Below are 23,343 nucleotides of genomic sequence, written 5' to 3'. Positions count from 1 at the left end.
CCACCGCTGATCAGAAGTCCAATGTCTGCTTAAGTCTTTGCACCGTCGGCGCATCACTGGGGATGACCATCGCATAGTTGTAGCCCGGCCCGGACCAGTACTCGGCTTGCAACTCGCCCTCGCGACGACTGCCCCGCGGCAGGAGGAAGTTTTTCGGGCCGGGTGGGCGCACGTAGAAGCTGATTTTCTGACCGCTCGGGTCCTGATAGACCACCATCGCCGCCGCGCCTTGTTCGGTGCTGAGCAAGCGTCCGCTGACCGGCTTGAAGCCCGCCCCCGACAGGTCTGGCAGCCGGTCAGCCTGAGTGAAGTAGCGGTCGAGCCAGCCTTGCATGCTCTGCTCGTCGCCGGTCTGGTAATCGGCCGGAAGGATGCCCTGCTGGGCAATTAACCGGTACGCCTGGAGGGCGTCAGCCATGGGGGCTGCGGCGCTGAGTAGGGTCATTTGTCGCGCCTGCCAGCCGCTGACCCCGCCTACGCTGACGGCCAGCAGCAACACCGCGACGCTGGCCAGGTGGCGGCGGGAGCGATGTTTCAGGTGCTGGCGAATCATGGCCGGGTCGAGATCCGGATTGGGCGGCTGTTGCAAGGCGCCGCTCAGGGCCGTGCGCAGGTGCTGCGCGTCTTGTTGCCAGGCGCGGACCCGGGCGGCGACTTCCGGCTGGTTGGCCAGGTAGGCCTGCACCAGGCGCTGGTCGGCCTCGCTCAGTTGGCGATCGACGTAGGCGTGCAGGTCGTTGTCGCTGGGGGGCATGCTGATCATTTGAGTATCCGCAGGGTAGGGCGGGTGACTTCGCCGTCGCTGAGTTGGCGCAGGGCCTGGCGAGCGCGGGACAGGCGGGACATTACCGTGCCGGTCGGCACGCCGAGGATGTCGGCGATTTGCTGGTAACTCAAGCCTTCCACCGACACCCAGAGCAACAGCGCGCGCTGTTCCGTCGTGAGCTGATCGAAGGCCTGCAACGACGATTGCGCGATCACGCTGCGCTCGGCCGAAGGGTGGGCATCGTCGCGGCCGGTGAAAAACTCCAGCATGCGCGCATACCGTCGTGAGCGGCGATGGCTGTCGAGAAACTGCCGATACAGAATCGAAAACAGCCAGGCCCGCAGATCGCCGTCCGGACGCTTGTCGTTCCATTTGGACAATGCCCGTTCCAGGCACATCTGCACCAGGTCGTCGGCGTTGCTCGGGTTGCGCGTCAGCGACACGGCAAAACGCCGTAGCCTGGGGATGAGCTCGCGCAACTGTTCGTCGAATGCGTTCATAGGGCTGTGGCTTCTGTGGGCAGTCATTGCGCCGGGACTGGAAAGACGACCCGCGAACGAGATTATTCCAGTGCAGGAAAAATAAATACGAGGCGTGGGAATAAACCTGCCGGGCCTTCGTCTGACGGGTCCTTTCCAACAAATGGCCTCGAGGCCTGGAGATTTCTCATGGTTGATCCTTCATCCTCGTCGAGCCGGCCACCCTTGAGTGCCGCTGGCCTGACATTGCGCCTGAGCGGCATCGCCGTGATTGTTGCTGCGTTGGCCGGGGCGTTTGCCTACGTCAATGGCAGCCTCGACCCACAACGCCTGACACCACAGGCATTGGTCAATGTGCTGGAAAAAAACAACGGCGTTCACCCGGGCTTTCGACGCAACCACTCGAAAGGGGTCTGCGTCGCGGGTTACTTCCAAAGCTCGGGCGAGGCCAGCGCCTATTCCAGCGCCCAGGTGTTCTCGCTGCCGCAAACGCCTGTGGTTGGGCGTTTCGCCTTGCCCAGCGGCAATCCCTATGCACCGGACGGCAGCGTGCCGATTCGCAGCCTGGCACTGCGCTTTACCCAGGCCAACGGCCAGCAATGGCGCACCGGCATGAACAGCATGCCGGTGTTTCCGGTGGGTACGCCGCAAGCTTTCTACCAACTCCAGCAAGCCCAGTCGCCGGACCCTGCCACAGGAAAACCGAACCCTGCGGCCGTACCGGCGTTCTTTGCCGCACACCCCGAAGCGGCGCCGTTCCTGCAATGGATCAAGACCGCCAAGCCGTCGGCCAGCTATGCCACTGAAACCTACAACGGCATCAACGCGTTCTATCTGATCAACCCCGCCGGGCAGCGTCAGGCGGTGCGCTGGGGCATGGTGCCGATGAGCCAGGATGCTGCGGATGCGACGCCACCCCAGGGGGGCGACTTCCTCGAGCAAGACCTGGTGAAGCGCCTCGCCGCCGGGCCGTTGCGCTGGCAGTTGAACATCACCCTGGCCAACCCGGGTGACCCGGTGAACGATGCCAGCAAGGCCTGGCCCGCTGACCGCAAGGTACTCAATGCCGGCACGTTGGTGCTGGAGCGCACCCAGGCGCAGGACAACGGCGAATGCCGCGACATCAACTATGACCCGCTGATCCTGCCCCAAGGGATCGAAGGTTCCGAAGACCCGCTATTGGTCGCGCGCTCCGCCGCCTATGCCAGTTCCTACTTGCGACGTACCAGCGAAGTGAGCCAGTTGCCCGCCAAACAGGAGTCCCGTCCATGAGCGCCCCTCGTCACTTTGCACCGCTGGCCCGGCTGCTGCACTGGCTGATGGCCGTGATGGTCATCGCCATGCTGTTCATCGGCGCGGGCATGGTCGCCTCGGTGTCCGAACGCCATGAATGGCTGTTGCAGTTGCACAAACCATTGGGTATCGCGATTTTGCTGTTGGTGATTGTGCGCCTGATGGTGCGTTTTACTACCCGCCAACCGCCGCTGCCGGCGGATCTGCCGGCCTGGCAAGTGCTGGCGGCAAACGCCTCGCATGTGCTGTTGTACGCCCTGATGCTGCTCTTGCCGTTGTTGGGCTGGGGCATGATTTCGGCGGCGGGGGACCCGGTGATGCTCGGCGACTCGTTGCAACTGCCTTCGATTCTGCCAGCCCACGCGCAGACGTTCGCACTGCTGCGCAAGGCCCACGGGTACCTGGCTTACCTGTTGTTCGTGACGGTGCTGGTGCATCTGGCGGCGGCGTTGTTTCACGCTTGGGTGCGCCGGGATGAGGTGTTGGACAGTATGTTGCGCGGCAAGGGTTGATGGATTGTGGCCAGGGAGCAAGCTCCCTGGCCACAGGGGATTGATCAGGTCATCGGATCAGCGCAATTCGTCGACCATGGCCTCGATGGTGCTCAACACATCCTTGCCCAGCTGCATCGAGCGTTTGCCGGACCAGCCGGTGATCGGGTTCGGGTGATCGTTGTGGTCCTTGAACGGCATCTCCAGGGTCAGGGACAGGCAGTCATATTTCTGGCCGACCGCGTTACAGGCCAGGGTCATGTTGGCCTGGCCCGGTTCGTCGCGGGTGTAGCCGTGAGTGGTCTGGAAGTCTTTGGTCTGATGCTTGAGATGGCTGCGAAAACGCTCTTCAAGTTCGGCAATGCGTGGCGTGTAGCCCGGGTTGCCTTCGCAACCGGCGGTGAAGACGTGGGGAATTTCCTCATCGCCGTGAGCATCGAGGAACAGATCGACGCCGTACTTTTCCATTTGTTGCTGGACGAAAAAGACCTCGGGGCTGATTTCCGGACTGGCGTTCTGCCAGGCGCGGTTGAGGTCCTGGCCCATGGCGTTGGTCCGCAGATGCCCATGGAATGCGCCGTCCGGGTTCATGTTCGGCACCAGGTACAGATCGGCCTTGGCGAGCAACTGGTTCAGTTGCGCATCGTCATGCTGCTGAAGGCGTTCGATCACGCCCTCCATGAACCACTCGGCCATGTGCTCGCCGGGATGTTGCTGGGCGATGATCCAGACTTTGCGCCGGCCTTCGGCACCGCTGCCTTTGCGCAGCAGCTGAATGTCCCGGCCTTCCACGCTTTTACCGACGGCCAAGAGTTCGGTGCCAGCCTTGTGCTGTGCTTGCTCGATCAGCCAATCATGTCGGCCGCGACTGTAGGGTTCGAAGTAGGCGAACCAGACGTTGGTCTGTTCGGTCTCCAGATAAAAGCGCAGGGCGTCGCCTTCAAATTGGGTCGGAATGCGGAACCAATTGACGTGATCGTAGGAGGCAACGGCCTGGTAGCCCGTCCAGGCCTTGTTGTAAGACGATTGACTGGCGTTGAGCAGCCGAAAGGAATATTCCTGGCCGACGTGCAGGCCGCTGGCCTTGAAGTGGAACCATTGGAAATGGGCGCTGCGGGTGTCGGGCCTGATCTTGAGCAACGACTGCAACGGGTTGCTGATGTCGACGACCTCGATGTTGCCGCTGTCGAAATTGGCGCTGATATCAAAGGAAGATTTAGCCACGGTCACGATTCCTGGAGAGGATTTTCATGGCCATTACTGTACACGCAAGACGGGGGGAACCGAGACGCTTTACGTCACGTAAACGAGGGGGCGTCCTCCCTGGACGCCGAGCCAGCTTAGAGAGTCTGCAATTGATTCTCAAGCGCTGGTTGTCGATAGTTTCCGCCTGCGTGGCGGGGCTGCTCTTGCAAACGGGTATTCATTTGCTATCATCGCCGCCATCGAATTGGCAGCACCCAAAAAGACTTCATTAGCCTGAAGCCATAAGCCGAAAAATCGGCAAAAAAAGACCCGGCAAAAAGCCGGGTCAAAAACCGTGATTAGCCTGATGAGGAGATATTCCAGAAGTCCGACCTAAGGTCTTCTGGTCTATCGACTGATCTCGCGACCAGCTGATGCAATAATAATCATTATCATTTGCAAGTCAAATGATTTTATCGCGTCGATGGAAAATTTTTCTCGTCGTCCGCGTTCGCGGCGACATTCCCGAGTGTTACCCCTAGCGAATCGGGTAGCCATCCAGGGATCGGTCAAGCATCACCTTGACCAGGTCAATCATGTGCACCACCGAAAACGCCAGGTCACGGTTCGAACCGTTCAACTGGTTGGCGGACTCGTGGGCGGTTGCCGCTGCACAGCGCAACAGGTCGCATGCGTGAACAAGGGCTTCTTCTGCGCTGACGCTGTGATTGACGTCGAAGAAGCGATGTTCTGCCTGTGCCTGCGAAACACCTGGTTTCAAGTAGTAATCGAGGGCGCGCTTGGCCGCCGGGCAATCCTGCAAGGAAGGGAACGTGCTGTCGAAAGGGCTGCCGGGTTGGTTTTTGTTGGGTGTATCCATGGTGATGAAAATCTCCGTGTGGGGGGCTGAACTCCTGAATCCAGAATAGTACTTATCGTAATTGTGACGATAATTTAAATACTACAATTTGTGTTTTGAATGGCCGGAGTCATCCACGTATCGTGCCGCACATGGATAAATGGATAGAGTTGGTCAAGGCCAAGATGAAGGAGCTGCGCATCACGCAAGTGGTGCTTGCAGAACGGTTGGGAATGTCCCAGGGCGGCGTCGGCCATTGGCTGACCAGGCGCCGGCAACCCAGTGTCGAAGACATGAACCGGGTCCTGCGGGAGCTGGGGCTGGAGTTTCTGGAAGTGGCGATGGTGATTCGCGAGCCGGACACTTCCACGGACGAAGGCATGGCCCTGGCGCAGAAGTACAATCCGTACTTCCGCTACCCGGTCAGTGAATGGCACGAGGTTGGCGAGGTTCGCGAAGGCGATCCTGGTGCCTACAGCCAGGCGCGCTACGAGCTGACGGACTACCACGCCCTGGGGGCCGCGTTCTGGCTGGTGGTGGTGGGCGACGCGATGACCGCACCCAGCGGCTTGAGCATTCCCGAGGGCATGTCGATCCTGGTGGATCCGGCCATCGAGGCGGTGCCAGGCAAACTGGTGGTTGCCTGCTTGCCCGGCAGCAGTGACGCGACCTTTCGCAAATTGATCGAAGAGAGCGGGCAGCGTTACCTGGTTCCGCTCAATCCGACTTACCCGAAAAACCTGTACACCGAGCAATGTCGGCTCATCGGTGTGGTGGTGCAGGCCACCATCAGGTTCTGACTGGATCGGCCCTGGGAGCGGGCCGATGCCTATTCTTCGAACGCCACCAGGGCACTGCCTTCGCTGACCATTTCACCTTCCTGGCAATACAGCGCCTTGATCACCCCGGCCTTGGGCGCACGAATGCTGTGCTCCATTTTCATGGCCTCCAGGACCACCAGTTGAGCTCCGGCTTCCACCGGCTGACCGACACTCACCAAGACCCGCACGATACTGCCGTTCATGGGCGCGGCCAGGCCGCCCTGATGGCTGTGGCTGGCCTCTGCCGCGGCCAACGGGTCGTACAGATCGATCCGATGCAGGTCTCCCGCCCAGTGCAGATACAGGCTGTCGCCCTGGCGAATGGCCCGATGGCTGCGGCGCACACCATGGTGCTCGATCGTCAGTCGCTCACCCTTGAGTTCCGCGCAATGGGCTGTGACGTCCAGCGTCAGCGCACGATCCTGGCCTTCACAGCTCAGGTGCAAGGTGGTTTCCCTCGGCAACCCCAGGCGCATCCCGGTGGTGCTGGCCCACGGTGAGCCGGCGTCATCGCCGCGTACGTGCGGTGCCAGGCTCAAGGCGAAGCCTTGAGCGGCTGCAAGCCAGAATGCGTCATCCAATTCGCCCGGCTCTGGCAGCAATTGCGCTTGGTAACGTGGGATAAATCCGGTGTCCAGCTCTGCCGCCGCGAAGGCGGGATGGGCGACGATTCGGCGCAGGAACCCGATGTTGGTTTTCAGCCCGCCAATGGCAAATTCATCGAGCATGCTCAACAGCCGCAAGCGCGCCTGTTCGCGATCCTCACCCCAGGCAATCAGCTTGCCGAGCATCGGGTCGTAGAACGGCGAGATTTCATCACCTTCTTCAATCCCGCTGTCGACCCGCCGACCCGGCCCCTTGGCCGATTCGCGATACAACGCCAGGCGGCCGGTGGCTGGCAGAAAATCGTTGACCGGGTCTTCGGCATACAGCCGCACTTCGATGGCGTGACCGAGCAGCGGCACTTGCGCTTGAGTGATCGGCAAGGGTTCGCCTTGGGCAACGCGGATCTGCCAGGCCACCAGGTCCAGTCCGGTGATCGCTTCGGTGACCGGATGCTCGACCTGCAAGCGGGTATTCATTTCCATGAAGAAAAACTCGCCCCGCGCATCCAGCAGGAACTCCACCGTGCCGGCCCCGACGTAACCAATCGCCTGGGCTGCGCGCACGGCGGCTTCACCCATGGCCTGGCGCAATTGCGCGGTCAGGCCGGGGGCGGGGGCTTCTTCCACGACTTTCTGGTGGCGGCGCTGGATCGAGCAATCGCGTTCGTTGAGGTACAGGCAGTTGCCGTGTTGGTCGGCAAATACCTGGATTTCCACGTGGCGTGGCCTGAGCAGGTATTTTTCCACCAGCATCCGTGAGTCGCCGAACGAGGACTGCGCTTCACGCTGGGCCGAGGCCAGGGCTTCGGCCAGTTGGCTGACATCCTCGACGACTTTCATGCCCTTTCCGCCACCGCCGGCCGTGGCCTTGAGCAATACCGGGTAGCCGATGCGCTCGGCGGCGTCGCGAAAGGTCTCCAGGTCCTGGGCTTCGCCGTGATAACCGGGCACCAGGGGCACGCCGGCGGTTTCCATCAAAGCCTTGGCCGCCGATTTGCTGCCCATGGCATCGATGGCCGAGGCCGGTGGGCCGAGGAAGATCAGCCCGGCGTTTTCAATCGCCCGGGCGAACCCGGCGTTCTCGGACAGAAAGCCATAGCCGGGGTGGATGGCCTGGGCGCCGCTGGCTTTCGCTGCGGCGATCAGCTTGTCGATTTGCAAGTAGCTGTCGGCGGCCTTGCTTCCGCCCAGGTCGACGCGGATATCGGCTTCACGGCTGTGGCGGGCGTCGCGGTCGGTGGCGCTGTGGACGGCAACGGTGGTCAGGCCCATGGCTTTGGCGGTGCGCATCACGCGGCAGGCGATTTCACCGCGGTTGGCCACCAGCAACGTGGTGAGGGCAGGGGCGCTCATCGACGCGGCTCCTTGTTATTCGATTCGGCTTGCCAGTTCGGCGCACGCTTTTGCAGGAACGCCCGCAGGCCTTCCTGACCCTCCGGGCTGACGCGGATGCGGGCGATGGCATTTTCGGTGTAGCGCCGCAGCGCCGGGGTAAGGGCGCCGTTGCCGACTTCACGCAGCAGTTCCTTGCTGGCGCGCATGGCCGCCGGGCTGTTGAGCAACAGGTTGTCGATCCACTGTTCGACCTGCTGGTCCAGGACCTCGGCCGGGTAACTTTCCGACAGCAAACCGATTTCTTTCGCACGTTGCCCGTCGAAGCGTTCCGCCGTCAGGGCATAACGACGCGCGGCACGCTCGCCGATGGCTTGCACCACGAACGGGCTGATCACCGCTGGCGCCAGGCCAATGCGCACTTCCGACAGGCAGAACTGTGCTTCATCGGCGCCAATGGCCATGTCACAAGCGCTGATAAGCCCCAGTGCGCCACCGAACGCGGCGCCCTGGACGACGGCCAGGGTAGGAATTTTCAGCTTGGCGAGGTTGTACATCAGTTCCGCCAGTTCCCGGGCGTCATCAAGGTTGGTGTGGTAGTCGAGCTCGGCCGATTGTTGCATCCAGGCCAGGTCGGCGCCGGCGCTGAAATGCTTGCCACGGCCGCGGATCAGCAGGAAGCGCAAGTTTGGATCGCTGCTGACGTGGTCCAGGGCCAGGATCAGTTCGCGGATCATTTCGGCGTTGAACGCGTTGTTTTTCGACTCGCGGCTGAGCCACAGGGTGGCAACGCCCCGTGGGTCGCTGTGCAGTTCGAGGGTGTTGAAGTTATCCATGGGCTTTCCCCGTTTACATCCGGAACACGCCGAAGCGGCTCGGTTCGATAGGCGCGTTCAGTGACGCGGACAAGGCCAGGCCCAGCACGTCGCGGGTCTGGGCCGGGTCGATGACGCCGTCGTCCCACAGCCTGGCACTGGAATAATAGGGGTGACCCTGTTCTTCGTACTGATCGAGGATCGGTTGCTTGATCTCGGCTTCCTGCTCGGCGCTGAAAGGGTGGCCACTGCGTTCGGCTTGTTCACGCTTGACCTGCACGAGCACGCCGGCCGCCTGTTCGGCGCCCATCACGCCTATCCGCGCGTTCGGCCACATCCACAGAAAACGTGGGTCGTAGGCGCGACCGCACATGCCGTAGTTACCCGCGCCGAAACTGCCGCCAATGATCACGGTGAATTTCGGCACCTTGGCGCACGCCACGGCGGTCACCAGTTTCGCGCCGTGCTTGGCGATACCGCCGGCTTCGTACTTCTGGCCGACCATGAACCCGGTGATGTTCTGTAGGAACAGCAACGGGATCCCGCGCTGACAAGCCAATTCGATAAAGTGCGCGCCTTTTTGCGCGGCTTCGGCAAACAGGATGCCGTTGTTGGCCAGGATCGCGATCGGGTAGCCGTGCAGATAGGCGAAGCCGCACACCAGCGTCGTGCCGAACAGCGCCTTGAATTCGTCGAACACCGAGCCGTCCACCAGGCGCGCGATCACTTCCCGCACATCGAACGGCTGCTTGGCGTCGGCCGAAACCACGCCGTACAGCTCCTCACCGGAGTAAAGCGGGGCAATCGGCAGGCGATGCTGCAACTCGCCCTGTTTGCGCCAATTGAGGTTGGCCACGCTGCGGCGAGCCAGGGCCAGGGCATGTTCGTCGCTGTCGGCGTAATGGTCGGCCACGCCGGAGATCTTGCAGTGCACATCGGCGCCGCCCAGGTCTTCGGCACTGACCACCTCACCGGTGGCAGCTTTCACCAACGGTGGGCCGGCGAGGAAAATCGTCGCCTGCTGGCGGACCATGATCGCCTCGTCCGCCATGGCCGGCACATAGGCGCCACCGGCGGTGCAGGAACCCATGACCACGGCGATCTGCGGGATGCCCTGGGCACTCATGTTGGCCTGGTTGAAGAAGATCCGGCCAAAGTGCTCGCGGTCCGGGAACACCTCGTCCTGGCGCGGCAGATTGGCGCCGCCGGAGTCCACCAGGTAAATGCAGGGCAGGCGATTCTGCTGGGCGATCGTCTGGGCGCGCAGGTGTTTTTTCACCGTCAGCGGGTAGTAGGAACCACCTTTGACCGTCGCATCGTTGGCGACAATCATGCATTCGACGCCTTCCACGCGTCCGATGCCGGCAATCACACCGGCTGCCGGCACGTCTTCGCCATAGACTGCGTGGGCTGCCAATGGGCTGATTTCCAAAAACGGCGAGCCCGGGTCCAGCAGTCGGTTGATGCGTTCACGGGGCAGTAACTTGCCCCGCGACGTGTGCCTTTCCTGGGCCTTGGGACCGCCGCCTTGGCGAATTTGCGCGAGCAAGGTGCGCAAGGCTTCGACGTGTCCGAGCATCGCATCGCGGTTGGCGATGAACTCCGGCGAGCGCGGGTTGAGCTGAGTGTGCAGAATCATGGGCTACTCCGTAGCAGCTTTGAGCTTCAAGCCACAAGCTGCAAGCAAGAGCGCAGTTCGCTTGCCGCTTGAAGCTTGTCGCTCGTAGCTGACGAAATTCATTTCGTTTCGTTGAACAGTTCGCGGCCGATCAACATCCGACGAATCTCACTGGTGCCAGCACCGATTTCGTACAGCTTGGCGTCACGCAGCAGGCGGCCGGCCGGGAATTCGTTGATGTAGCCATTGCCGCCGAGGATCTGGATGGCGTCGAGGGCCATTTGCGTGGCGCGTTCGGCGCTGTAGAGGATCACCCCGGCGGCGTCCTTGCGGGTGGTTTCGCCGCGCTCGCAGGCCTGCGCCACGGCATACAGATAGGCGCGGCTGGCGTTGAGCTGGGTGTACATGTCGGCGACCTTGCCCTGGATCAGCTGGAATTCGCCAATGCTCTGGCCGAACTGCTTGCGGTCATGGATGTAGGGCACGATCAGGTCCATGCAGGCCTGCATGATCCCGGTCGGGCCGCCAGAGAGCACGACGCGCTCGTAGTCGAGGCCGCTCATCAGCACTTTCACACCGCCATTGAGCGCGCCGAGGATGTTGTCTTCCGGCACTTCGACGTCATCGAAGAACAACTCGCAGGTGTTGGAGCCACGCATGCCGAGCTTGTCGAATTTATTGCTGCGGCTGAAGCCTTTCCAGTCGCGCTCGACGATGAAGGCGGTGATGCCATGGGGACCTTTTTCCAGGTCGGTCTTGGCGTAGATCACGTAGGTGTTGGCATCGGGGCCGTTGGTGATCCAGGTCTTGCAGCCATTGAGCACGTACTTGTCGCCACGCTTGTCGGCCCGCAGTTTCATCGAGACCACGTCGGAGCCGGCGTTCGGCTCGCTCATTGCCAGGGCACCGATGTGTTCGCCGCTGATCAGCTTGGGCAGGTATTTGGTTTTCTGTTCGTGATTGCCGTTGCGGTTGATCTGGTTCACGCAGAGGTTGGAGTGGGCACCGTAGGAGAGGGCGACCGAGGCCGAACCACGGCTGATTTCTTCCATCGCCACCACGTGGGCCAGGTAGCCCAGGCCAGCGCCGCCGTATTCTTCCGGTACGGTGATACCCAGCAGGCCCATGTCGCCGAACTTGCGCCACATGTCGGCGGGAAACAGGTTGTCGATATCGATTTGCGCTGCTCGCGGCGCCAGTTCAGCCTTGACGAAGGCCTGCACCTGGTCGCGCAACATGTCGATGGTTTCGCCGAGGGCAAAGTTCAGGGATGGGTAGCTCATGGGACACCTTTGGCTTTTTTATCGGGTGCGGAGAGCGGGGGGAATGGCTCTCACCTTTACGTTAACGTAAGCCTGCGACGAGAGGCTGTCAATCGCCCTTTACGTTAACGTCAACTTGAGCCAGAGTAAGTGCCCGCAAAGGCATGTTGTTGCATCAGGTTACCGCTACACCCACTAATAAAGACAAGAGGGGGCGTCATGGATCAACCCGGTTTGCATTCGCAGCTCAGCTACACCCGTGGTTCCGCGGCCAAGGCCTTGTTGGCTCAAACCATCGGCGAGGTTTTCGACCAGACGGTGGCCCGTTATCCGGAGGGCGAGGCGTTGGTGGTTCGCCATCAATCGCTGCGCTATACCTGGCAACAACTGGCCGAGGCTGTCGATCTGCACGCCCAAGCCTTATTGGCGCTAGGCTTGAAAACCGGTGATCGCCTTGGCGTGTGGGCACCCAATTGCGCCCAGTGGTGCATCAGCCAGTTCGCCAGTGCGAAGCTCGGCGTGATTCTGGTCAACATCAATCCGGCCTATCGCGTCTCTGAGCTCGAATACGTGCTCAAACAATCCGGATGCCAATGGCTGGTGTGTGCCGGGGCGTTCAAGACCTCGGACTATCACGCCATGCTGCAAACGCTGGCACCGGAACTGGCAGAGCAACCGATCGGCCAGATGCAGAGCGAGCGCCTGCCGGAGTTGCGCGGCGTGATCAGCCTCGATTCCCAGCCACCGTCAGGCTTCCTGCCTTGGTCGCAACTGGCCGCCCTGGGCGCGGCGGTGACGCCTGGACAACTGGCCGAGCGCCAATCCAGCCTGCACTTCGATCAACCGGTGAATATCCAGTACACCTCCGGCACCACTGGCTTCCCCAAGGGCGCTACCCTCAGTCATCACAACATTCTCAATAACGGTTACATGGTCGGCGAAAGCCTGGGCCTGACGGCTGACGATCGGTTGGTGATCCCGGTGCCGCTCTACCATTGCTTCGGTATGGTCATGGGTAACCTGGGCTGCATGACCCATGGCAGCACCATGATTTACCCCAACGATGCCTTCGACCCGCTGCTGACGCTCAAGGCCGTGGCCGAAGAAAAGGCCACTGCGTTGTATGGTGTGCCCACCATGTTCATCGCCCTGCTGGACCAGCCGCAGCGGGGCGACTTCGACCTGTCCAGCCTGCGCACGGGCATCATGGCCGGGGCCACATGCCCCATCGAAGTGATGCGACGGGTCATCAATGAAATGCACATGGCCGAAGTGCAGATTGCCTACGGCATGACGGAAACCAGCCCGGTGTCATTGCAGACCGGTCCTACCGACGAACTGGAACTGCGCGTAACCACCGTTGGCCGTACCCAGCCGCAACTGGAAAGTAAAATTATCGATGCGGCCGGCAATCTCGTCCCGCGTGGTGCTGTCGGCGAATTATGTACCCGTGGCTACAGCGTGATGCTCGGCTATTGGAACAACCCCAAGGGCACCGCCGATGCCATCGACCCGGATGGCTGGATGCACACCGGCGACTTGGCGACCATGGACGAGCAGGGCTACGTGCGCATTGTCGGGCGCAACAAGGACATGATCATCCGCGGCGGGGAGAATATTTACCCGCGTGAGCTGGAGGAGTTTTTCTTCACTCACCCGGCGGTGGCGGACGTGCAAGTGATCGGCATTCCGTGTTCGCGTTATGGCGAGGAAATCGTTGCGTGGATCAAGTTTCATCCCGGCCACAGTGCCTGCGAACAGGAACTGCAAGCCTGGTGCAAGGAGCGCATCGCCCACTTCAAGACGCCGCGTCATTTCAAATTCGTCGAAGAATTTCCCATGACGGTCACCGGTAAGATCCAGAAATTCCGCATGCGTGAGATCAGCATCGAAGAGCTGCGCGATAAGCAAAGCTAGCCGCAACACTTGCGGGAGCGAGCCTGCTCGCGATGGCGGTGGGATAGTCGACAGATAGGTTGGCTGTGCCGCCGTCATCGCGAGCATGCTCGCATCCACGGGGGAAATGTGAAATCCGGGAAAGCACAAAGGGGAGCCGAAGCTCCCCTTTAATTTTGTCGTCGCGTGCTCTTTTTTATTATTGAGGGGCGGCCTGTTGTTGTTTTTGGCAGCCGTTGCCCTTTACCGCTGTTTTTGGCGATCCCCATCCGGGATCAAGAGCAAACGTATTTTTTTGAGCGCTGATCTGCTTTTTCGCCTTGCGATCCAACCGATTCGGGAGCTACCTGAAGGTAGTTTTATTGTTCTCTGCCCGGTTGCGGGTTGCTCCTGAAAGCACCCTGAAAAGCACATCCTCTCCAAAAAAATCTGTTAGCTGCGTCTCTGCCGTGTTGTTTTTGTTATGCCAGAGTCGTTTCGTCTTGTTTTTATTGGGTTTGCTGCGTTTTTTTATTCTTGTTATGCGAGAGATATAGCAGGTGGCGTGCCAACTTTTAAAACTCTATATAAATCAATGGCTTGAATTTTTTAGCTGAAAAACCTGGCGCGTCAAACCTGACAAATTGTTTCCGTGTTACTCGTTTCGCCGCCGTTACAAAGCCAGCGGTAACACCTCACTGTGCGCTGCGGGCCTTGGCGACACGCGAACCGCTAGGGCGGCCGAGCACGTCGCAGATCTGCCGACCCGCGGCGATCAGGGCGTCCAGGTCGACACCGGTCTCGATACCCAAGCCATTGAGCAGGTACAGCACGTCCTCGGTGGCAACGTTACCGCTGGCGCCCTTGGCATAAGGGCAGCCGCCCAGGCCGGCGATGGAGCTGTCGAACACCGCGATGCCTTCCAGCAGGCTGGCGTATACGTTGGCCATGGCTTGGCCGTAGGTATCGTGGAAGTGTCCGGCGAGCTTGTCTCGAGGCACCTCGGCGCCCACCACCTCGAACATCCTGCGGGTGGCACCGGCGGTGCCCGTGCCGATGGTGTCACCCAGGGAGACTTCGTAGCAGCCCATGGCATACAGCTCCCGAGCGACCCAAGCCACCTGCTCAGGCTTGACCGCACCTTCATACGGGCAACCCAACACGCAGGACACGTAACCGCGCACACTGACGCCGTGTTGTCTGGCGGCCTCCATGATCGGCTCGAAACGCTCCAGGCTGTCCTTGATGGAGCAGTTGATATTGCGCTGGGAGAATGCTTCGGACGCGGCGGCGAACACCGCCACTTCTTTCACGCCCGCCGCCAGCGCATCTTCAAAACCCCGCAGGTTCGGCGCCAGGGCGCCATAGGTTACATCGGGCTTGCGCTGGATCTGCGCGAACACCTCGGCGGAGCCGGCCATTTGCGGCACCCACTTGGGCGAGACGAAACTGCCGACTTCGATGTAGCCCAGGCCGGCGGCGCTCAAGGCATCCACCAGACGCACCTTGTCGGCGACGCTGATGGGCTGTGCTTCATTCTGCAGCCCGTCACGGGGGCCGACTTCGATCAGGCGTACAAAGGAGGGGAGGGACATGGGGATTGACCTGTAGTGAGTTGCCAATATGTCGAGCGCAATGATGAACCCATTGTGGGAGCGAGCTTGCTCGCGATAGCGGTGGATCAGCTTGCATTGATGTTGAATGTGCCGCCATCGCGAGCAAGCTCGCTCCCACAGGGAGAAAGTGTTACTGGACGATTTCCTCGCCCTTGAGTGTCTGCTCCAGCGCCTGGATGCAGCGTTCTTCGGCGGTGTCGAGTTCCAGCTTCATCTGTTCGATGTCCAGCAATTGCTGTTCGAGCTGTTCCCGGCGCTCGGCGATTTTCGCCAGCATGCTGTGCAGCTGTTTCTGATTGCCGCTGGAGGGGTCGTAGAGTTCGATCAGTTCGCGGCACTCGGCCAGGGAAAAGCCGATGCGCTTGCCGCGCAGGATCAGCTTCAGGCTGACCTTGTCCCGCGGCGAGTAAATGCGCTCCTGGCCCCGTCGTTCCGGGCTCAACAGGCCTTGTTCTTCATAGAAACGGATGGCCCGGGTGGTGATATCCAGCTCGCGGGCGAGGTCGGAGATGCTGTAGGTCTGGCTGCTCATGGACGCGCTCGAAACGAAAGGGGCTGGCGCTAAGCTAAAGGCAGGTTGACGTTCGCGTCAAGCATGGGGCCGGCACTGCATGGCAGGCATGAACCTGTGGGAGCGAGCTTGCTCGCGATAGCGGTAGACCGGCCAATATCAATGGCGACTGATCCGACGCCATCGCGAGTAAGCTCGCTCCCACAATTTTGATCGCCTAAACCTTGTCGAGCTTCTTCTCGTGGGCCGTCACCTGCTGGCACAGCTCGATCATCTGCTCGCGCATCCAGCGGTTGGCCGGGTCCTGGTCGGTGCTTTCGTGCCAGTAGAGGTGGGTTTCCACCGGCGGCACGTCGTTGACTGGTAACAGGAAGGCGTGCAGATCGTGACGACGGGCAAAGCGCTCGGGGACGGTCATGACCATGTCCGTTTGTTGCAGGACCTGGGAGGCCATCAGGTAATGCTGGGAGCGCAGGGCGATCTTGCGCTGGATACCCATCTTGCCGAGGGCCAGGTCGACATAACCCAGCCCGTTGCGGCGGCTGGAAATATGCACGTGGGTCTGGGCCAGGTAATCGTCGAGGCTGATCTTTTCCTTGCCCGCCAGCGGATGGCCCTTGCGCATGGCGCACACGTAGCGATCTTCCATCAACTTGACGTGGCGTACCTGCGGGTCGGTGTTGAGCGGTGCGTCCACGGCGAAGTCGAGGCGGCCGGCGGCCAGCTCCTTGGTGGTTTCACGGCGCTTGGAGAGGAAGCTTTCGATCGCCACGGTAGGTGCCAGGCGACGCAGGCGCTGGAACAGCGGCGGCAGGATCACGCCTTCGGTGAGGTCGGTCATGCTGATGCGGTAGGTCTTGACGGCCTGCAACGGGTTGAAGATCCGGCTTTCCTGCACCGACACCCGCAGCAGCGACAGGGCGTTGCGCACCGGGCCGATGATGTTCTGGGCCATGGGCGTCGGCACCATGCCTTGGGCGGTGCGCACGAAGAGCGGGTCGTTGAAGGTCTCCCGCAGGCGCGCCAGGGCATTGGACACGGCCGGCTGCGTGATGCCGACGATCTGCCCGGCGCGGGTCAGGTTGGCTTCGGTGTAGATCGCATCGAAGACAATGAAAAGGTTGAGATCGACCTTGCTCAGATTCATGGCGCTGCACTCTTATTCTTGGACGTGTTGTGAGGTGCCGGATGGCGATGCGAATCAGTGAAACATATATCGGTGATGAATGTTAATACACGCCGAGAATAGGTTAGGTAAATTTTCGTAGCTGAACTAGCATCGATTTCATGACCTAAAACAACCTCTGCCAAGAAGGTGCTGCTCATGGATTTTGCTTATTCCCCCAAGGTTCAGGCACTGCGTGAACGCGTCACGGCGTTCATGGATGCCTACGTTTACCCGGCTGAAGCCGTGTTCGAGCAGCAAGTGGCCGAAGGCGACCGCTGGCAGCCCACGGCCATCATGGAAGAGCTCAAGGCCAAGGCCAAGGCCGAGGGTTTGTGGAATCTGTTTCTGCCTGAGTCCGAGCTGGGTGCCGGCCTGACCAACCTGGAATACGCGCCGTTGGCAGAGATCATGGGCCGTTCGCTGCTGGGTCCTGAACCGTTCAATTGCTCGGCGCCGGACACCGGCAACATGGAAGTGCTGGTGCGCTACGCCAATGAAGAACAAAAGCAACGCTGGCTCGAGCCACTGCTGCGCGGCGAGATCCGCTCGGCGTTTGCCATGACCGAGCCGGACGTTGCCTCCTCGGACGCCACCAACATGGCCGCTCGTGCCGAGCGCGACGGCGACCAGTGGGTCATCAATGGCAAGAAGTGGTGGACCTCAGGGGCCTGCGACCCGCGCTGCAAGATCCTGATCTTCATGGGCCTGAGCAACCCTGATGCGCCGCGCCATGCCCAGCACTCGATGATCCTGGTGCCGGTGGACACCCCCGGGGTCAAGATCGTCCGGCCGCTGCCGGTGTTCGGCTACGATGATGCGCCTCACGGGCATGCCGAAGTGCTGTTCGAGAACGTGCGCGTGCCGTACGAAAATGTCCTGTTGGGTGAGGGACGCGGCTTTGAAATTGCCCAGGGGCGTCTTGGCCCGGGCCGGATTCATCACTGCATGCGTTCCATCGGCATGGCCGAGCGCGCACTGGAATTGATGTGCAAGCGTGCCGTCAGCCGCACGGCCTTCGGCCAGCCGTTGGCACGCCTGGGCGGTAACATCGACAAGATTGCCGACTCACGGATGGAAATCGACATGGCGCGCCTGCTGACGTTGAAGGCGGCGTACATGATGGACACGGTCGGTAATAAAGTGGCGAAGAGCGAAATCGCCCAGATCAAGGTCGTCGCGCCGAACGTGGCCCTGAAGGTCATCGACCGGGCGATCCAGATCCACGGCGGGGCCGGGGTTTCCAACGACTTCCCGCTGGCCTACATGTACGCCATGCAACGCACCCTGCGCCTGGCCGACGGTCCGGATGAAGTCCACCGCGCCGCCATCGGCAAGTTCGAGATTGGCAAGTACGTGCCCAGGGAAATGTTGCGCAGCGGGCGCTGAAGACCTGTTTTACCTTGGCAACGCCATTGCGCTCACCACAAATCCCCCTGTGGGAGCCTGCTCGCGATGGCGTTGGCACATCCAACACTCATGCAAGCTGACCCACAGCTATCGCGAGCAAGCTCGCTCCCACAGGGAATGGGCGGTGTGCCCGAGATATACGTCGCACCGCAAACCCACTGTGGGAGCGAGCTTGCTCGCGATAGCGGCTTCCCGGACAGTGAGCCTTCTTACTCCTTGACGCTCATATACTCCTCGGCCCAACGGATATAGTCCTCGGGCTGGGTGTAGGTGTGGGTCAGTTCGGTGGCGCTCAGGTCCGACGCCTGGGTGAAGATCTGCCGCTGTTCCCGCAGGCTGTCGTAGGTGGCCTTGATCGCGGCGAAATAGGCGCCGTGGCCGTCGATGGTCACGCGTACGCCCAATTCGGCCAGGCGCTTGTCGTCGCGTAGCAACGGGTTGCCATAAGTGACAAGCATCAGCGGCACCGTCAGGTTTTCGCTGATTTTTTCCAGGTGCTCGAAGTCTTGCACCCCCACCATGCAAATCCCGTCGGCACCGGCACGCTCATATTGCTGGGTACGGCTGATGATTTCCTGGACCGGCAAAATCCCCGCGTTGGTCCGGGCGATGATCGCCATTTCCGGATCGACTCGCGCTTCCAGCGCCGCACGAATCTTGCCGACGCCTTCGGCTACGCCGATCAGGTCGGTGGATTTACGCCCGAACTGGGCCGGCAGCAAGGTGTCCTCGATGGTCAGCGCGGCGATGCCGGCCCGTTCCAGTTCGACGATCGTGCGCATCACGTTCAGGGCATTGCCATAGCCATGGTCGGCGTCGGCAATCACCGGCAGTTGGGCCACGCGGCCGATGCGGGTGGCCTGTTCGGCAAATTCGCTGAGGGTGATCAGGGCGAAGTCCGGCGCGCCCAATACTTGCAACGACGCCACCGAACCTCCGAGGATGCCTACTTCGAAACCCAGATCAGCAGCAATGCGCGCCGACATCGGGTCGAACACCGAGGCGGTGTGGTAGCAGGTGTTGGAAGCCAGCAATTGGCGGAAGTTACGACGCAAATCTTGATGGGAAAGCCTGGACATGTGAGTTCCACCAATGGAATGGAAAGGCTTGAGCAAAAGTGTCAACGCCGAAAGATCCAAAGGCTATCACGTGGCAAGCGCAAAGATGATGACGAATGTGTATGGGTGATGCCGTTATGGCATCGAAAAAAGGCTGCAGGCCCGGAAAGGTCGGCAGCCCGGCAAAAAAAGCCCATTTCAAACTATTAAGTCTTCGCTCGGTAGGCTCCAGAATTGCTTGATCTCATGGATGTTTCCGACGTTGAAGCGCGTCGGGAAGCCGGGGAGTGTGCAGTGGATTTCGTTCGTCAGTTGCATCGCGGTATCGACCACATTGGTACCGGCCCGCAGTAATGGGGTTTCATCCCAGTCTTTCATCAGGTTATTCAAGGTTCCTCCTTTCTTCGGTTGCTGAACAGCGAATGACTACCGGCATGGAGCAGTGATAGTGTCTCTGTAAACAACGTGATCTCTTGCGCAGCTACGCCGGGGTAAAGGGGTATGTAATCTTTGTCGAAGCACCATGCTTCGTCGATCTTGTCCAGGCGTTCGGGATGGACAAGCAGGCTGAGTGAGGCGGACATTGAGTTCGGGGCTAGTTGTTTATGGATTTCCCGCAAGGCTGGCATGTACAAGACTTCTCCTGGCGCAAGTTTAAGCCTGCGCTCCTTGCCCAGTCGGGGTCTTTTACCTTTTTGCAACGGTAGATCATCAAGTAGTTCGCGTACAAAGGTGGTGTAGCCATCTCCGCTGTAGCCGACCGCATAAAGTTCAAAGTCGTGACTGTGGTTCAGGTTATAAATGAATGTTTCGCTTTCATCATGAGTCTCTACCGGCGACCAGAACCCCAGGCGAAGGGTGAATGAATCATTCTTGTGCAGTAAAAAGCCATAGGCGTTATAGAGGCTGTTGCGTGTACTAAAACCGTCTTGCCGGAGGGTGGTATACAGATGATCGCTCAATAGACAACGGTTTTTGGCCAATTGGCGCAAGTCTGCAATGATCCCGGCTTTGTCTCGCTGCATGTCATAAGTGTTCAGGCGCTCGACAAACGTTTTCAGGTTCATGCCGCCAGCTCCAGTGGACGGAGCAAATTGTCCAGGCGTGCGTCCTTGCGTTTTTTCAGCAACGGGACGTAACTCAACGCGTTTTGCGGGTCAGCCCGATAAAGCATCTGGAAGGCTTTCCACGCCACGGCAGGGTGATAATGGTAGATCAGCTCCCCGGCAACCCTGACCACTCCCGGGTCCTCGATCGTTGCAAGTAATTCGAGGCTCACCAGGTACCGGGCGGCACTGTTGTCGTGAGGCAGCCAGGCTTTTTTGCGCAATGAAACAGGGTCAAATACGCTGATGTCCGCACTGCGGTCGGGGAAGTTGATCCTGCCAATCAATGTCGGCTGTTTTTCGCCCCTTGGAGAATAGTCGAATAAGGTTCGATTGCCATCAATGATCAGCGGATTGCACGGGTCGACGATCGAGGTGTCGGTTTTTTCAAGTTGATGCGTGTTGAGGGTGTATTGCTGGATTTCGAAAGGCTGATCGAGTGCGAATAGAATACTTTGGCCGGGCACCGAGTACAGTTGCGAAGACGCAGTGTTAGATGCAAGTGCCTTGATGCTGATATTACCAATGCTCGTACAATGCAGCGTGATGGTGCCAGTGTGCGGGTTGGTCATGTTCATGATGGCCGCGCGTCGAGACTGTGCCGTAGCAACTTTGTGTTGAACATCCAGGTCGGCGATCAATTGTTTGATTTGCGCGTTCATGTCTAATGTCTTGATTTTCTCCGCTATGTGTTCGAGCGGTAATCGTGTGGCAATCAGATTCTTGATCATGAATATTGTCGTTACAGTGGGGCGGTGCGCGAAAGTATGGGTCTCGAGTAGGTGGGTGGCAATTATGCAATTGTGGAGAAGTATTGCTGATTAACGACATTCTTATGTATTGAATATCCAAGGTTGGGCGGTAACGAGGCTACGCCGCCACCGCCTGTTGCCCCAGCCTGGGCAATGCCACGGCCCGCACCGTATCACCCGGTTGCACTTGCAGGCGTTTGGCGGTGAGGCGATCGACAAGCAGCTTGTGGCCATGCTGGTGTGCGCGAGCGCTGGTGACGCGGCAGTTTTCCAGGCGCCGATTGTGAATCAGCCAGACCGGTGCCTGTGGGTCCGGGGTGCCAATGACCAGGGTCAGCATCTGGCTGTCGCGGACGGTGCGGATCTTCGACACCGGCGCCTCGATCACCGGGCCGCCGTCAAAGATGTCGATGTAACCCTTGTGGCTGAAACCTTCGGCACTGAGGATCTTCAGGGCCGGCTCGGTGTTCGGGTGAGCCTTGCCGATCACCGCCTGGGCCTGCTCGGTGAGCAGGCAGGTGTACAGCGGCTGACGTGGCATCAGTTCGGCGATGAACGACTTGTTGCCCATGCCGGACAACTGATCGGCGTAACTGAAATCCTTCTTGAAAAAATGCCGTCCCAGGCTGTCCCAGAACGGCGAACTGCCTCGTTCGTCGGCATGGCCTCGCAGTTCGGCGATCATTTTTTCGCCGAACAGCTGGGAGAACTCGGCCACGAACAGCAGGCGCGCCAGGGACAGCAGGCGTCCGTTGTGACCGCGACGTTGCTCGGGGTGAAGGAACAACGAGCAGATCTCCGATTGCCCGGACATCTCGTTGTTGAGGAACAGGGTCGGGATCTGCCGCTGGATCCCCAGCTCCGGCGCCGAGCTGACCGTCAGCCCGACCCGATAGTTGTACCAGGGCTCGCGCAGCCCGACCGCGCCGGTCAGGGCGCTGATGCCCACCACCTGCCGATCATCGTCTTCGAGCACGAACAGGTAATCGGCGTCGGCACGTTCGACTTGTCCGGCAAAGGTCCGTTGGGCCCAGCGAATACGATGGGCCAGGCGCTCTTCGTTGGCCGGCAGGCTGGTGAAACCGGGGCCTGCGCAACGGGCCAGGTCCAGCAATGCGGGCAGATCGGTAATGGCGACCGGACGGACAATCATGCTGCAGCTCCTTCATTACGTCGGTCCAAGCGCTGATGCGTGCCACGGGATCGAGTGAGGTTCATAGGGCGACCACCCGGATCCGCTCGCCATCCATGACGCCCAGGGCGGCCAGCATGTCGGGCGACAGGGCCACGGGGCCCTCGTCGTTGACGTCCAGCTCGGCGACGATGGCCCGGTAGTTTCCAAGACGGTCGTTACTCACCAGGTAACGGCCTGTGGCATCGATCTGCAGGCTTTGCCGGGCCGTGGCGCTCCGACTTTGCGTGATGGTACGGACGTTGGCGATACGGGCATGCAAGGTCGGCCCACCGTCGAAGATATCGACGTAGTTGTTGGTCTCGAAACCCTCGCGCGCCAGGATGTCGAAGGCTTCCTGGCCGTCGGGATGCACTCGACCGATGCAGGCCTGGGCCGCTGGCGGCAGCATGGGTACGTAGATCGGGTATTGCGGCATCAGCTCGGCGAGAAAGGTCCGGCTCTGCAAGCCACACAGCCGTTCGGCTTCGACGTAGGGCAGGTCGAAGAAGTGCTGGCCGATGGCGTCCCAGAATGGCGACTGACCGTCCTCGCTGCTGAAACCGACGATTTCGGTGATGACCGATTCGGCGAAGCGCTGGGGATGGGCGGCGATGAACATCAGCCGGGCCCGGGACAGCAGCTCCGATTCCGGCGTGCGCACCCGCTCGGCGTCGATGTGGAAGCCACGCAGCAGCGTCTGCCCGTTGAGGTCCTGGCACAGTGACAGCGCGGGCACGCCATGCTGGATGTTCAGCTCGCGGGACTCGCTGGAAAACGGCCGGTTGCGCAGACTGTAGAACGGTTCGTTGTAACCGGTGCTGGCGAGAATCTCCGAACAACCGACCAGGCGCCTGGATTCCAGGTCCTCCAGGACAAAAAAATAATTCTCCGCGCCAGGGCCCTGCACATCGGCCTCGAACGAGGCGCACGAGTCGAGGATCTTTTCCTCTAGGCGCGCGGTATCGTCCGGTAGCGACGTGACCCCCACCAGGCTGTCACGGGCCAATTGTTGCAGTTGCGGCAGATCGGTTAATTGAACTGGACGTAAGGCCAGCATGGATTGCACTCCTGTTCCAGAGAGCCCGGTAACCAGCACCGGGCTTGACGATCACTGTCGATGTCCACGCGTTGTAACCACGGTTGGCCGAGT

At 60.5% G+C, this 23,343-nt stretch carries 22 protein-coding genes; 5 read left to right on the top strand and 17 right to left on the bottom strand.

What is annotated here, in order from left to right; all coding sequences use genetic code 11:
- Positions 1 to 10: 10 nt before the first annotated feature.
- A complete protein-coding gene (locus BM300_RS03290; RefSeq protein ID WP_063322117.1) occupies positions 11 to 763 on the bottom strand; it encodes an anti-sigma factor family protein in 753 nt (250 codons plus the stop codon).
- On the bottom strand, positions 760 to 1,266 hold the full coding sequence (locus BM300_RS03285; protein ID WP_063322116.1) for a sigma-70 family RNA polymerase sigma factor: 507 nt from the start codon (positions 1,264 to 1,266) through the stop codon (positions 760 to 762). The genes BM300_RS03290 and BM300_RS03285 overlap by 4 nt, the downstream gene beginning before the upstream one ends.
- Positions 1,267 to 1,434: 168 nt before the next feature.
- On the opposite strand from BM300_RS03285, the gene BM300_RS03280 reads away from it, so the two are divergent.
- Entirely contained in the window at positions 1,435 to 2,517 is a 1,083-nt protein-coding gene (locus BM300_RS03280; protein WP_063322115.1) for a catalase family peroxidase, read from the top strand.
- Entirely contained in the window at positions 2,514 to 3,050 is a 537-nt protein-coding gene (locus tag BM300_RS03275; RefSeq protein WP_092223885.1) for a cytochrome b, read from the top strand. Before BM300_RS03280 ends, BM300_RS03275 begins: the two co-directional genes overlap by 4 nt.
- Positions 3,051 to 3,107: 57 nt before the next feature.
- Here the strand turns inward: BM300_RS03275 and BM300_RS03270 are convergent, their stop codons facing one another.
- Together BM300_RS03270 and BM300_RS03265 are read right to left on the bottom strand one after the other, a co-directional pair.
- Positions 3,108 to 4,259 (bottom strand): M14 family metallopeptidase, encoded by a 1,152-nt coding sequence (locus tag BM300_RS03270; protein WP_063322113.1) that lies wholly within the window; start codon positions 4,257 to 4,259, stop codon positions 3,108 to 3,110.
- Between the two features lie 493 nt (positions 4,260 to 4,752).
- A complete protein-coding gene (locus tag BM300_RS03265) occupies positions 4,753 to 5,094 on the bottom strand; it encodes a DUF6124 family protein (protein ID WP_092223889.1) in 342 nt (113 codons plus the stop codon).
- Between the two features lie 131 nt (positions 5,095 to 5,225).
- On the opposite strand from BM300_RS03265, the gene BM300_RS03260 reads away from it, so the two are divergent.
- The gene (locus tag BM300_RS03260; protein WP_046064773.1) at positions 5,226 to 5,873 is read left to right on the top strand and encodes a LexA family protein; all 648 of its coding nucleotides are present in this window, start codon (positions 5,226 to 5,228) and stop codon (positions 5,871 to 5,873) included.
- Positions 5,874 to 5,902: 29 nt separating this feature from the next.
- On the opposite strand, the gene BM300_RS03255 is transcribed toward BM300_RS03260, so the two are convergent.
- The 4 genes from BM300_RS03255 to BM300_RS03240 form a co-directional block, all read right to left on the bottom strand.
- Positions 5,903 to 7,852 carry an acetyl/propionyl/methylcrotonyl-CoA carboxylase subunit alpha gene (locus tag BM300_RS03255; RefSeq protein WP_092462001.1) on the bottom strand — a complete coding sequence of 650 codons (1,950 nt, stop codon included), beginning with the start codon at positions 7,850 to 7,852 and terminating at the stop codon, positions 5,903 to 5,905.
- Positions 7,849 to 8,667: a gamma-carboxygeranoyl-CoA hydratase gene (locus BM300_RS03250; protein WP_063322110.1), complete on the bottom strand. Its 819-nt coding sequence runs from the start codon at positions 8,665 to 8,667 to the stop codon at positions 7,849 to 7,851. Before BM300_RS03250 ends, BM300_RS03255 begins: the two co-directional genes overlap by 4 nt.
- Before the next feature lie 13 nt (positions 8,668 to 8,680).
- Complete coding sequence (locus tag BM300_RS03245; RefSeq protein WP_092461999.1) at positions 8,681 to 10,285, bottom strand: carboxyl transferase domain-containing protein; 1,605 nt, start codon at positions 10,283 to 10,285, stop codon at positions 8,681 to 8,683.
- Positions 10,286 to 10,383: 98 nt separating this feature from the next.
- Positions 10,384 to 11,547 (bottom strand): isovaleryl-CoA dehydrogenase, encoded by a 1,164-nt coding sequence (locus BM300_RS03240; RefSeq protein WP_092461997.1) that lies wholly within the window; start codon positions 11,545 to 11,547, stop codon positions 10,384 to 10,386.
- Between the two features lie 198 nt (positions 11,548 to 11,745).
- On the opposite strand from BM300_RS03240, the gene BM300_RS03235 reads away from it, so the two are divergent.
- Positions 11,746 to 13,443, top strand: coding sequence for an AMP-binding protein (locus tag BM300_RS03235; protein WP_092461995.1), 1,698 nt, complete (start codon positions 11,746 to 11,748; stop codon positions 13,441 to 13,443).
- Positions 13,444 to 14,096: 653 nt separating this feature from the next.
- On the opposite strand, the gene BM300_RS03230 is transcribed toward BM300_RS03235, so the two are convergent.
- From BM300_RS03230 to BM300_RS03220, 3 genes are all read right to left on the bottom strand, one after another.
- Positions 14,097 to 14,996: a hydroxymethylglutaryl-CoA lyase gene (locus tag BM300_RS03230; protein ID WP_092145448.1), complete on the bottom strand. Its 900-nt coding sequence runs from the start codon at positions 14,994 to 14,996 to the stop codon at positions 14,097 to 14,099.
- A gap of 151 nt (positions 14,997 to 15,147) precedes the next feature.
- Complete coding sequence (locus BM300_RS03225; protein ID WP_072346631.1) at positions 15,148 to 15,549, bottom strand: MerR family transcriptional regulator; 402 nt, start codon at positions 15,547 to 15,549, stop codon at positions 15,148 to 15,150.
- 196 nt (positions 15,550 to 15,745) lie between these two features.
- The gene (locus tag BM300_RS03220; RefSeq protein WP_063322104.1) at positions 15,746 to 16,675 is read right to left on the bottom strand and encodes a LysR family transcriptional regulator; all 930 of its coding nucleotides are present in this window, start codon (positions 16,673 to 16,675) and stop codon (positions 15,746 to 15,748) included.
- Positions 16,676 to 16,852: 177 nt separating this feature from the next.
- On the opposite strand from BM300_RS03220, the gene BM300_RS03215 reads away from it, so the two are divergent.
- On the top strand, positions 16,853 to 18,082 hold the full coding sequence (locus tag BM300_RS03215; RefSeq protein WP_072346633.1) for an acyl-CoA dehydrogenase: 1,230 nt from the start codon (positions 16,853 to 16,855) through the stop codon (positions 18,080 to 18,082).
- A gap of 230 nt (positions 18,083 to 18,312) precedes the next feature.
- On the opposite strand, the gene BM300_RS03210 is transcribed toward BM300_RS03215, so the two are convergent.
- The 6 genes from BM300_RS03210 to BM300_RS03185 all read right to left on the bottom strand — a co-directional run bounded on the left by BM300_RS03210 (position 18,313) and on the right by BM300_RS03185 (position 23,250).
- Positions 18,313 to 19,182 (bottom strand): isocitrate lyase/PEP mutase family protein, encoded by an 870-nt coding sequence (locus BM300_RS03210; protein WP_063322102.1) that lies wholly within the window; start codon positions 19,180 to 19,182, stop codon positions 18,313 to 18,315.
- 177 nt (positions 19,183 to 19,359) lie between these two features.
- Positions 19,360 to 19,551 carry a hypothetical protein gene (locus tag BM300_RS03205; RefSeq protein WP_063322101.1) on the bottom strand — a complete coding sequence of 64 codons (192 nt, stop codon included), beginning with the start codon at positions 19,549 to 19,551 and terminating at the stop codon, positions 19,360 to 19,362.
- Positions 19,548 to 20,228, bottom strand: a complete 681-nt coding sequence (locus BM300_RS03200; protein WP_092461993.1) for a transposase — start codon at positions 20,226 to 20,228, stop codon at positions 19,548 to 19,550. The genes BM300_RS03205 and BM300_RS03200 overlap by 4 nt, the downstream gene beginning before the upstream one ends.
- Positions 20,225 to 20,998 carry a hypothetical protein gene (locus BM300_RS03195; RefSeq protein WP_256575786.1) on the bottom strand — a complete coding sequence of 258 codons (774 nt, stop codon included), beginning with the start codon at positions 20,996 to 20,998 and terminating at the stop codon, positions 20,225 to 20,227. The genes BM300_RS03200 and BM300_RS03195 overlap by 4 nt, the downstream gene beginning before the upstream one ends.
- A 139-nt stretch (positions 20,999 to 21,137) precedes the next feature.
- The gene (gene astA / locus BM300_RS03190; RefSeq protein ID WP_092223904.1) at positions 21,138 to 22,172 is read right to left on the bottom strand and encodes an arginine N-succinyltransferase; all 1,035 of its coding nucleotides are present in this window, start codon (positions 22,170 to 22,172) and stop codon (positions 21,138 to 21,140) included.
- Positions 22,173 to 22,233: 61 nt separating this feature from the next.
- Positions 22,234 to 23,250 carry an arginine N-succinyltransferase gene (locus BM300_RS03185; RefSeq protein ID WP_092461990.1) on the bottom strand — a complete coding sequence of 339 codons (1,017 nt, stop codon included), beginning with the start codon at positions 23,248 to 23,250 and terminating at the stop codon, positions 22,234 to 22,236.
- Positions 23,251 to 23,343 lie beyond the last annotated feature (93 nt).

The organism is Pseudomonas sp. NFACC46-3 (assembly GCF_900114515.1).
In the GTDB taxonomy this organism is placed as follows: Bacteria; Pseudomonadota; Gammaproteobacteria; order Pseudomonadales; family Pseudomonadaceae; genus Aquipseudomonas; species Aquipseudomonas fluorescens_Q.
The sequence above is the reverse complement of the archived record's forward strand: the minus strand, read 5'-3'. Positions and strand labels throughout refer to the sequence as shown.

What these genes read in the sequence shown, in the direction of transcription:
- BM300_RS03275 (WP_092223885.1), top strand. Translation starts at nt 2,514, where the DNA reads ATGAGCGCCCCTCGTCACTTTGCACCGCTGGCCCGGCTGCTGCACTGG.
- BM300_RS03195 (WP_256575786.1), bottom strand. Translation starts at nt 20,998, where the DNA reads ATGATCAAGAATCTGATTGCCACACGATTACCGCTCGAACACATAGCG.
- BM300_RS03225 (WP_072346631.1), bottom strand. Translation starts at nt 15,549, where the DNA reads ATGAGCAGCCAGACCTACAGCATCTCCGACCTCGCCCGCGAGCTGGAT.
- BM300_RS03215 (WP_072346633.1), top strand. Translation starts at nt 16,853, where the DNA reads ATGGATTTTGCTTATTCCCCCAAGGTTCAGGCACTGCGTGAACGCGTC.
- BM300_RS03240 (WP_092461997.1), bottom strand. Translation starts at nt 11,547, where the DNA reads ATGAGCTACCCATCCCTGAACTTTGCCCTCGGCGAAACCATCGACATG.
- BM300_RS03235 (WP_092461995.1), top strand. Translation starts at nt 11,746, where the DNA reads ATGGATCAACCCGGTTTGCATTCGCAGCTCAGCTACACCCGTGGTTCC.
- BM300_RS03245 (WP_092461999.1), bottom strand. Translation starts at nt 10,285, where the DNA reads ATGATTCTGCACACTCAGCTCAACCCGCGCTCGCCGGAGTTCATCGCC.
- astA (WP_092223904.1), bottom strand. Translation starts at nt 22,172, where the DNA reads ATGATTGTCCGTCCGGTCGCCATTACCGATCTGCCCGCATTGCTGGAC.
- BM300_RS03210 (WP_063322102.1), bottom strand. Translation starts at nt 19,182, where the DNA reads ATGTCCAGGCTTTCCCATCAAGATTTGCGTCGTAACTTCCGCCAATTG.
- BM300_RS03285 (WP_063322116.1), bottom strand. Translation starts at nt 1,266, where the DNA reads ATGAACGCATTCGACGAACAGTTGCGCGAGCTCATCCCCAGGCTACGG.
- BM300_RS03280 (WP_063322115.1), top strand. Translation starts at nt 1,435, where the DNA reads ATGGTTGATCCTTCATCCTCGTCGAGCCGGCCACCCTTGAGTGCCGCT.
- BM300_RS03260 (WP_046064773.1), top strand. Translation starts at nt 5,226, where the DNA reads ATGGATAAATGGATAGAGTTGGTCAAGGCCAAGATGAAGGAGCTGCGC.
- BM300_RS03265 (WP_092223889.1), bottom strand. Translation starts at nt 5,094, where the DNA reads ATGGATACACCCAACAAAAACCAACCCGGCAGCCCTTTCGACAGCACG.
- BM300_RS03250 (WP_063322110.1), bottom strand. Translation starts at nt 8,667, where the DNA reads ATGGATAACTTCAACACCCTCGAACTGCACAGCGACCCACGGGGCGTT.
- BM300_RS03185 (WP_092461990.1), bottom strand. Translation starts at nt 23,250, where the DNA reads ATGCTGGCCTTACGTCCAGTTCAATTAACCGATCTGCCGCAACTGCAA.
- BM300_RS03200 (WP_092461993.1), bottom strand. Translation starts at nt 20,228, where the DNA reads ATGAACCTGAAAACGTTTGTCGAGCGCCTGAACACTTATGACATGCAG.
- BM300_RS03220 (WP_063322104.1), bottom strand. Translation starts at nt 16,675, where the DNA reads ATGAATCTGAGCAAGGTCGATCTCAACCTTTTCATTGTCTTCGATGCG.
- BM300_RS03255 (WP_092462001.1), bottom strand. Translation starts at nt 7,852, where the DNA reads ATGAGCGCCCCTGCCCTCACCACGTTGCTGGTGGCCAACCGCGGTGAA.
- BM300_RS03230 (WP_092145448.1), bottom strand. Translation starts at nt 14,996, where the DNA reads ATGTCCCTCCCCTCCTTTGTACGCCTGATCGAAGTCGGCCCCCGTGAC.
- BM300_RS03290 (WP_063322117.1), bottom strand. Translation starts at nt 763, where the DNA reads ATGATCAGCATGCCCCCCAGCGACAACGACCTGCACGCCTACGTCGAT.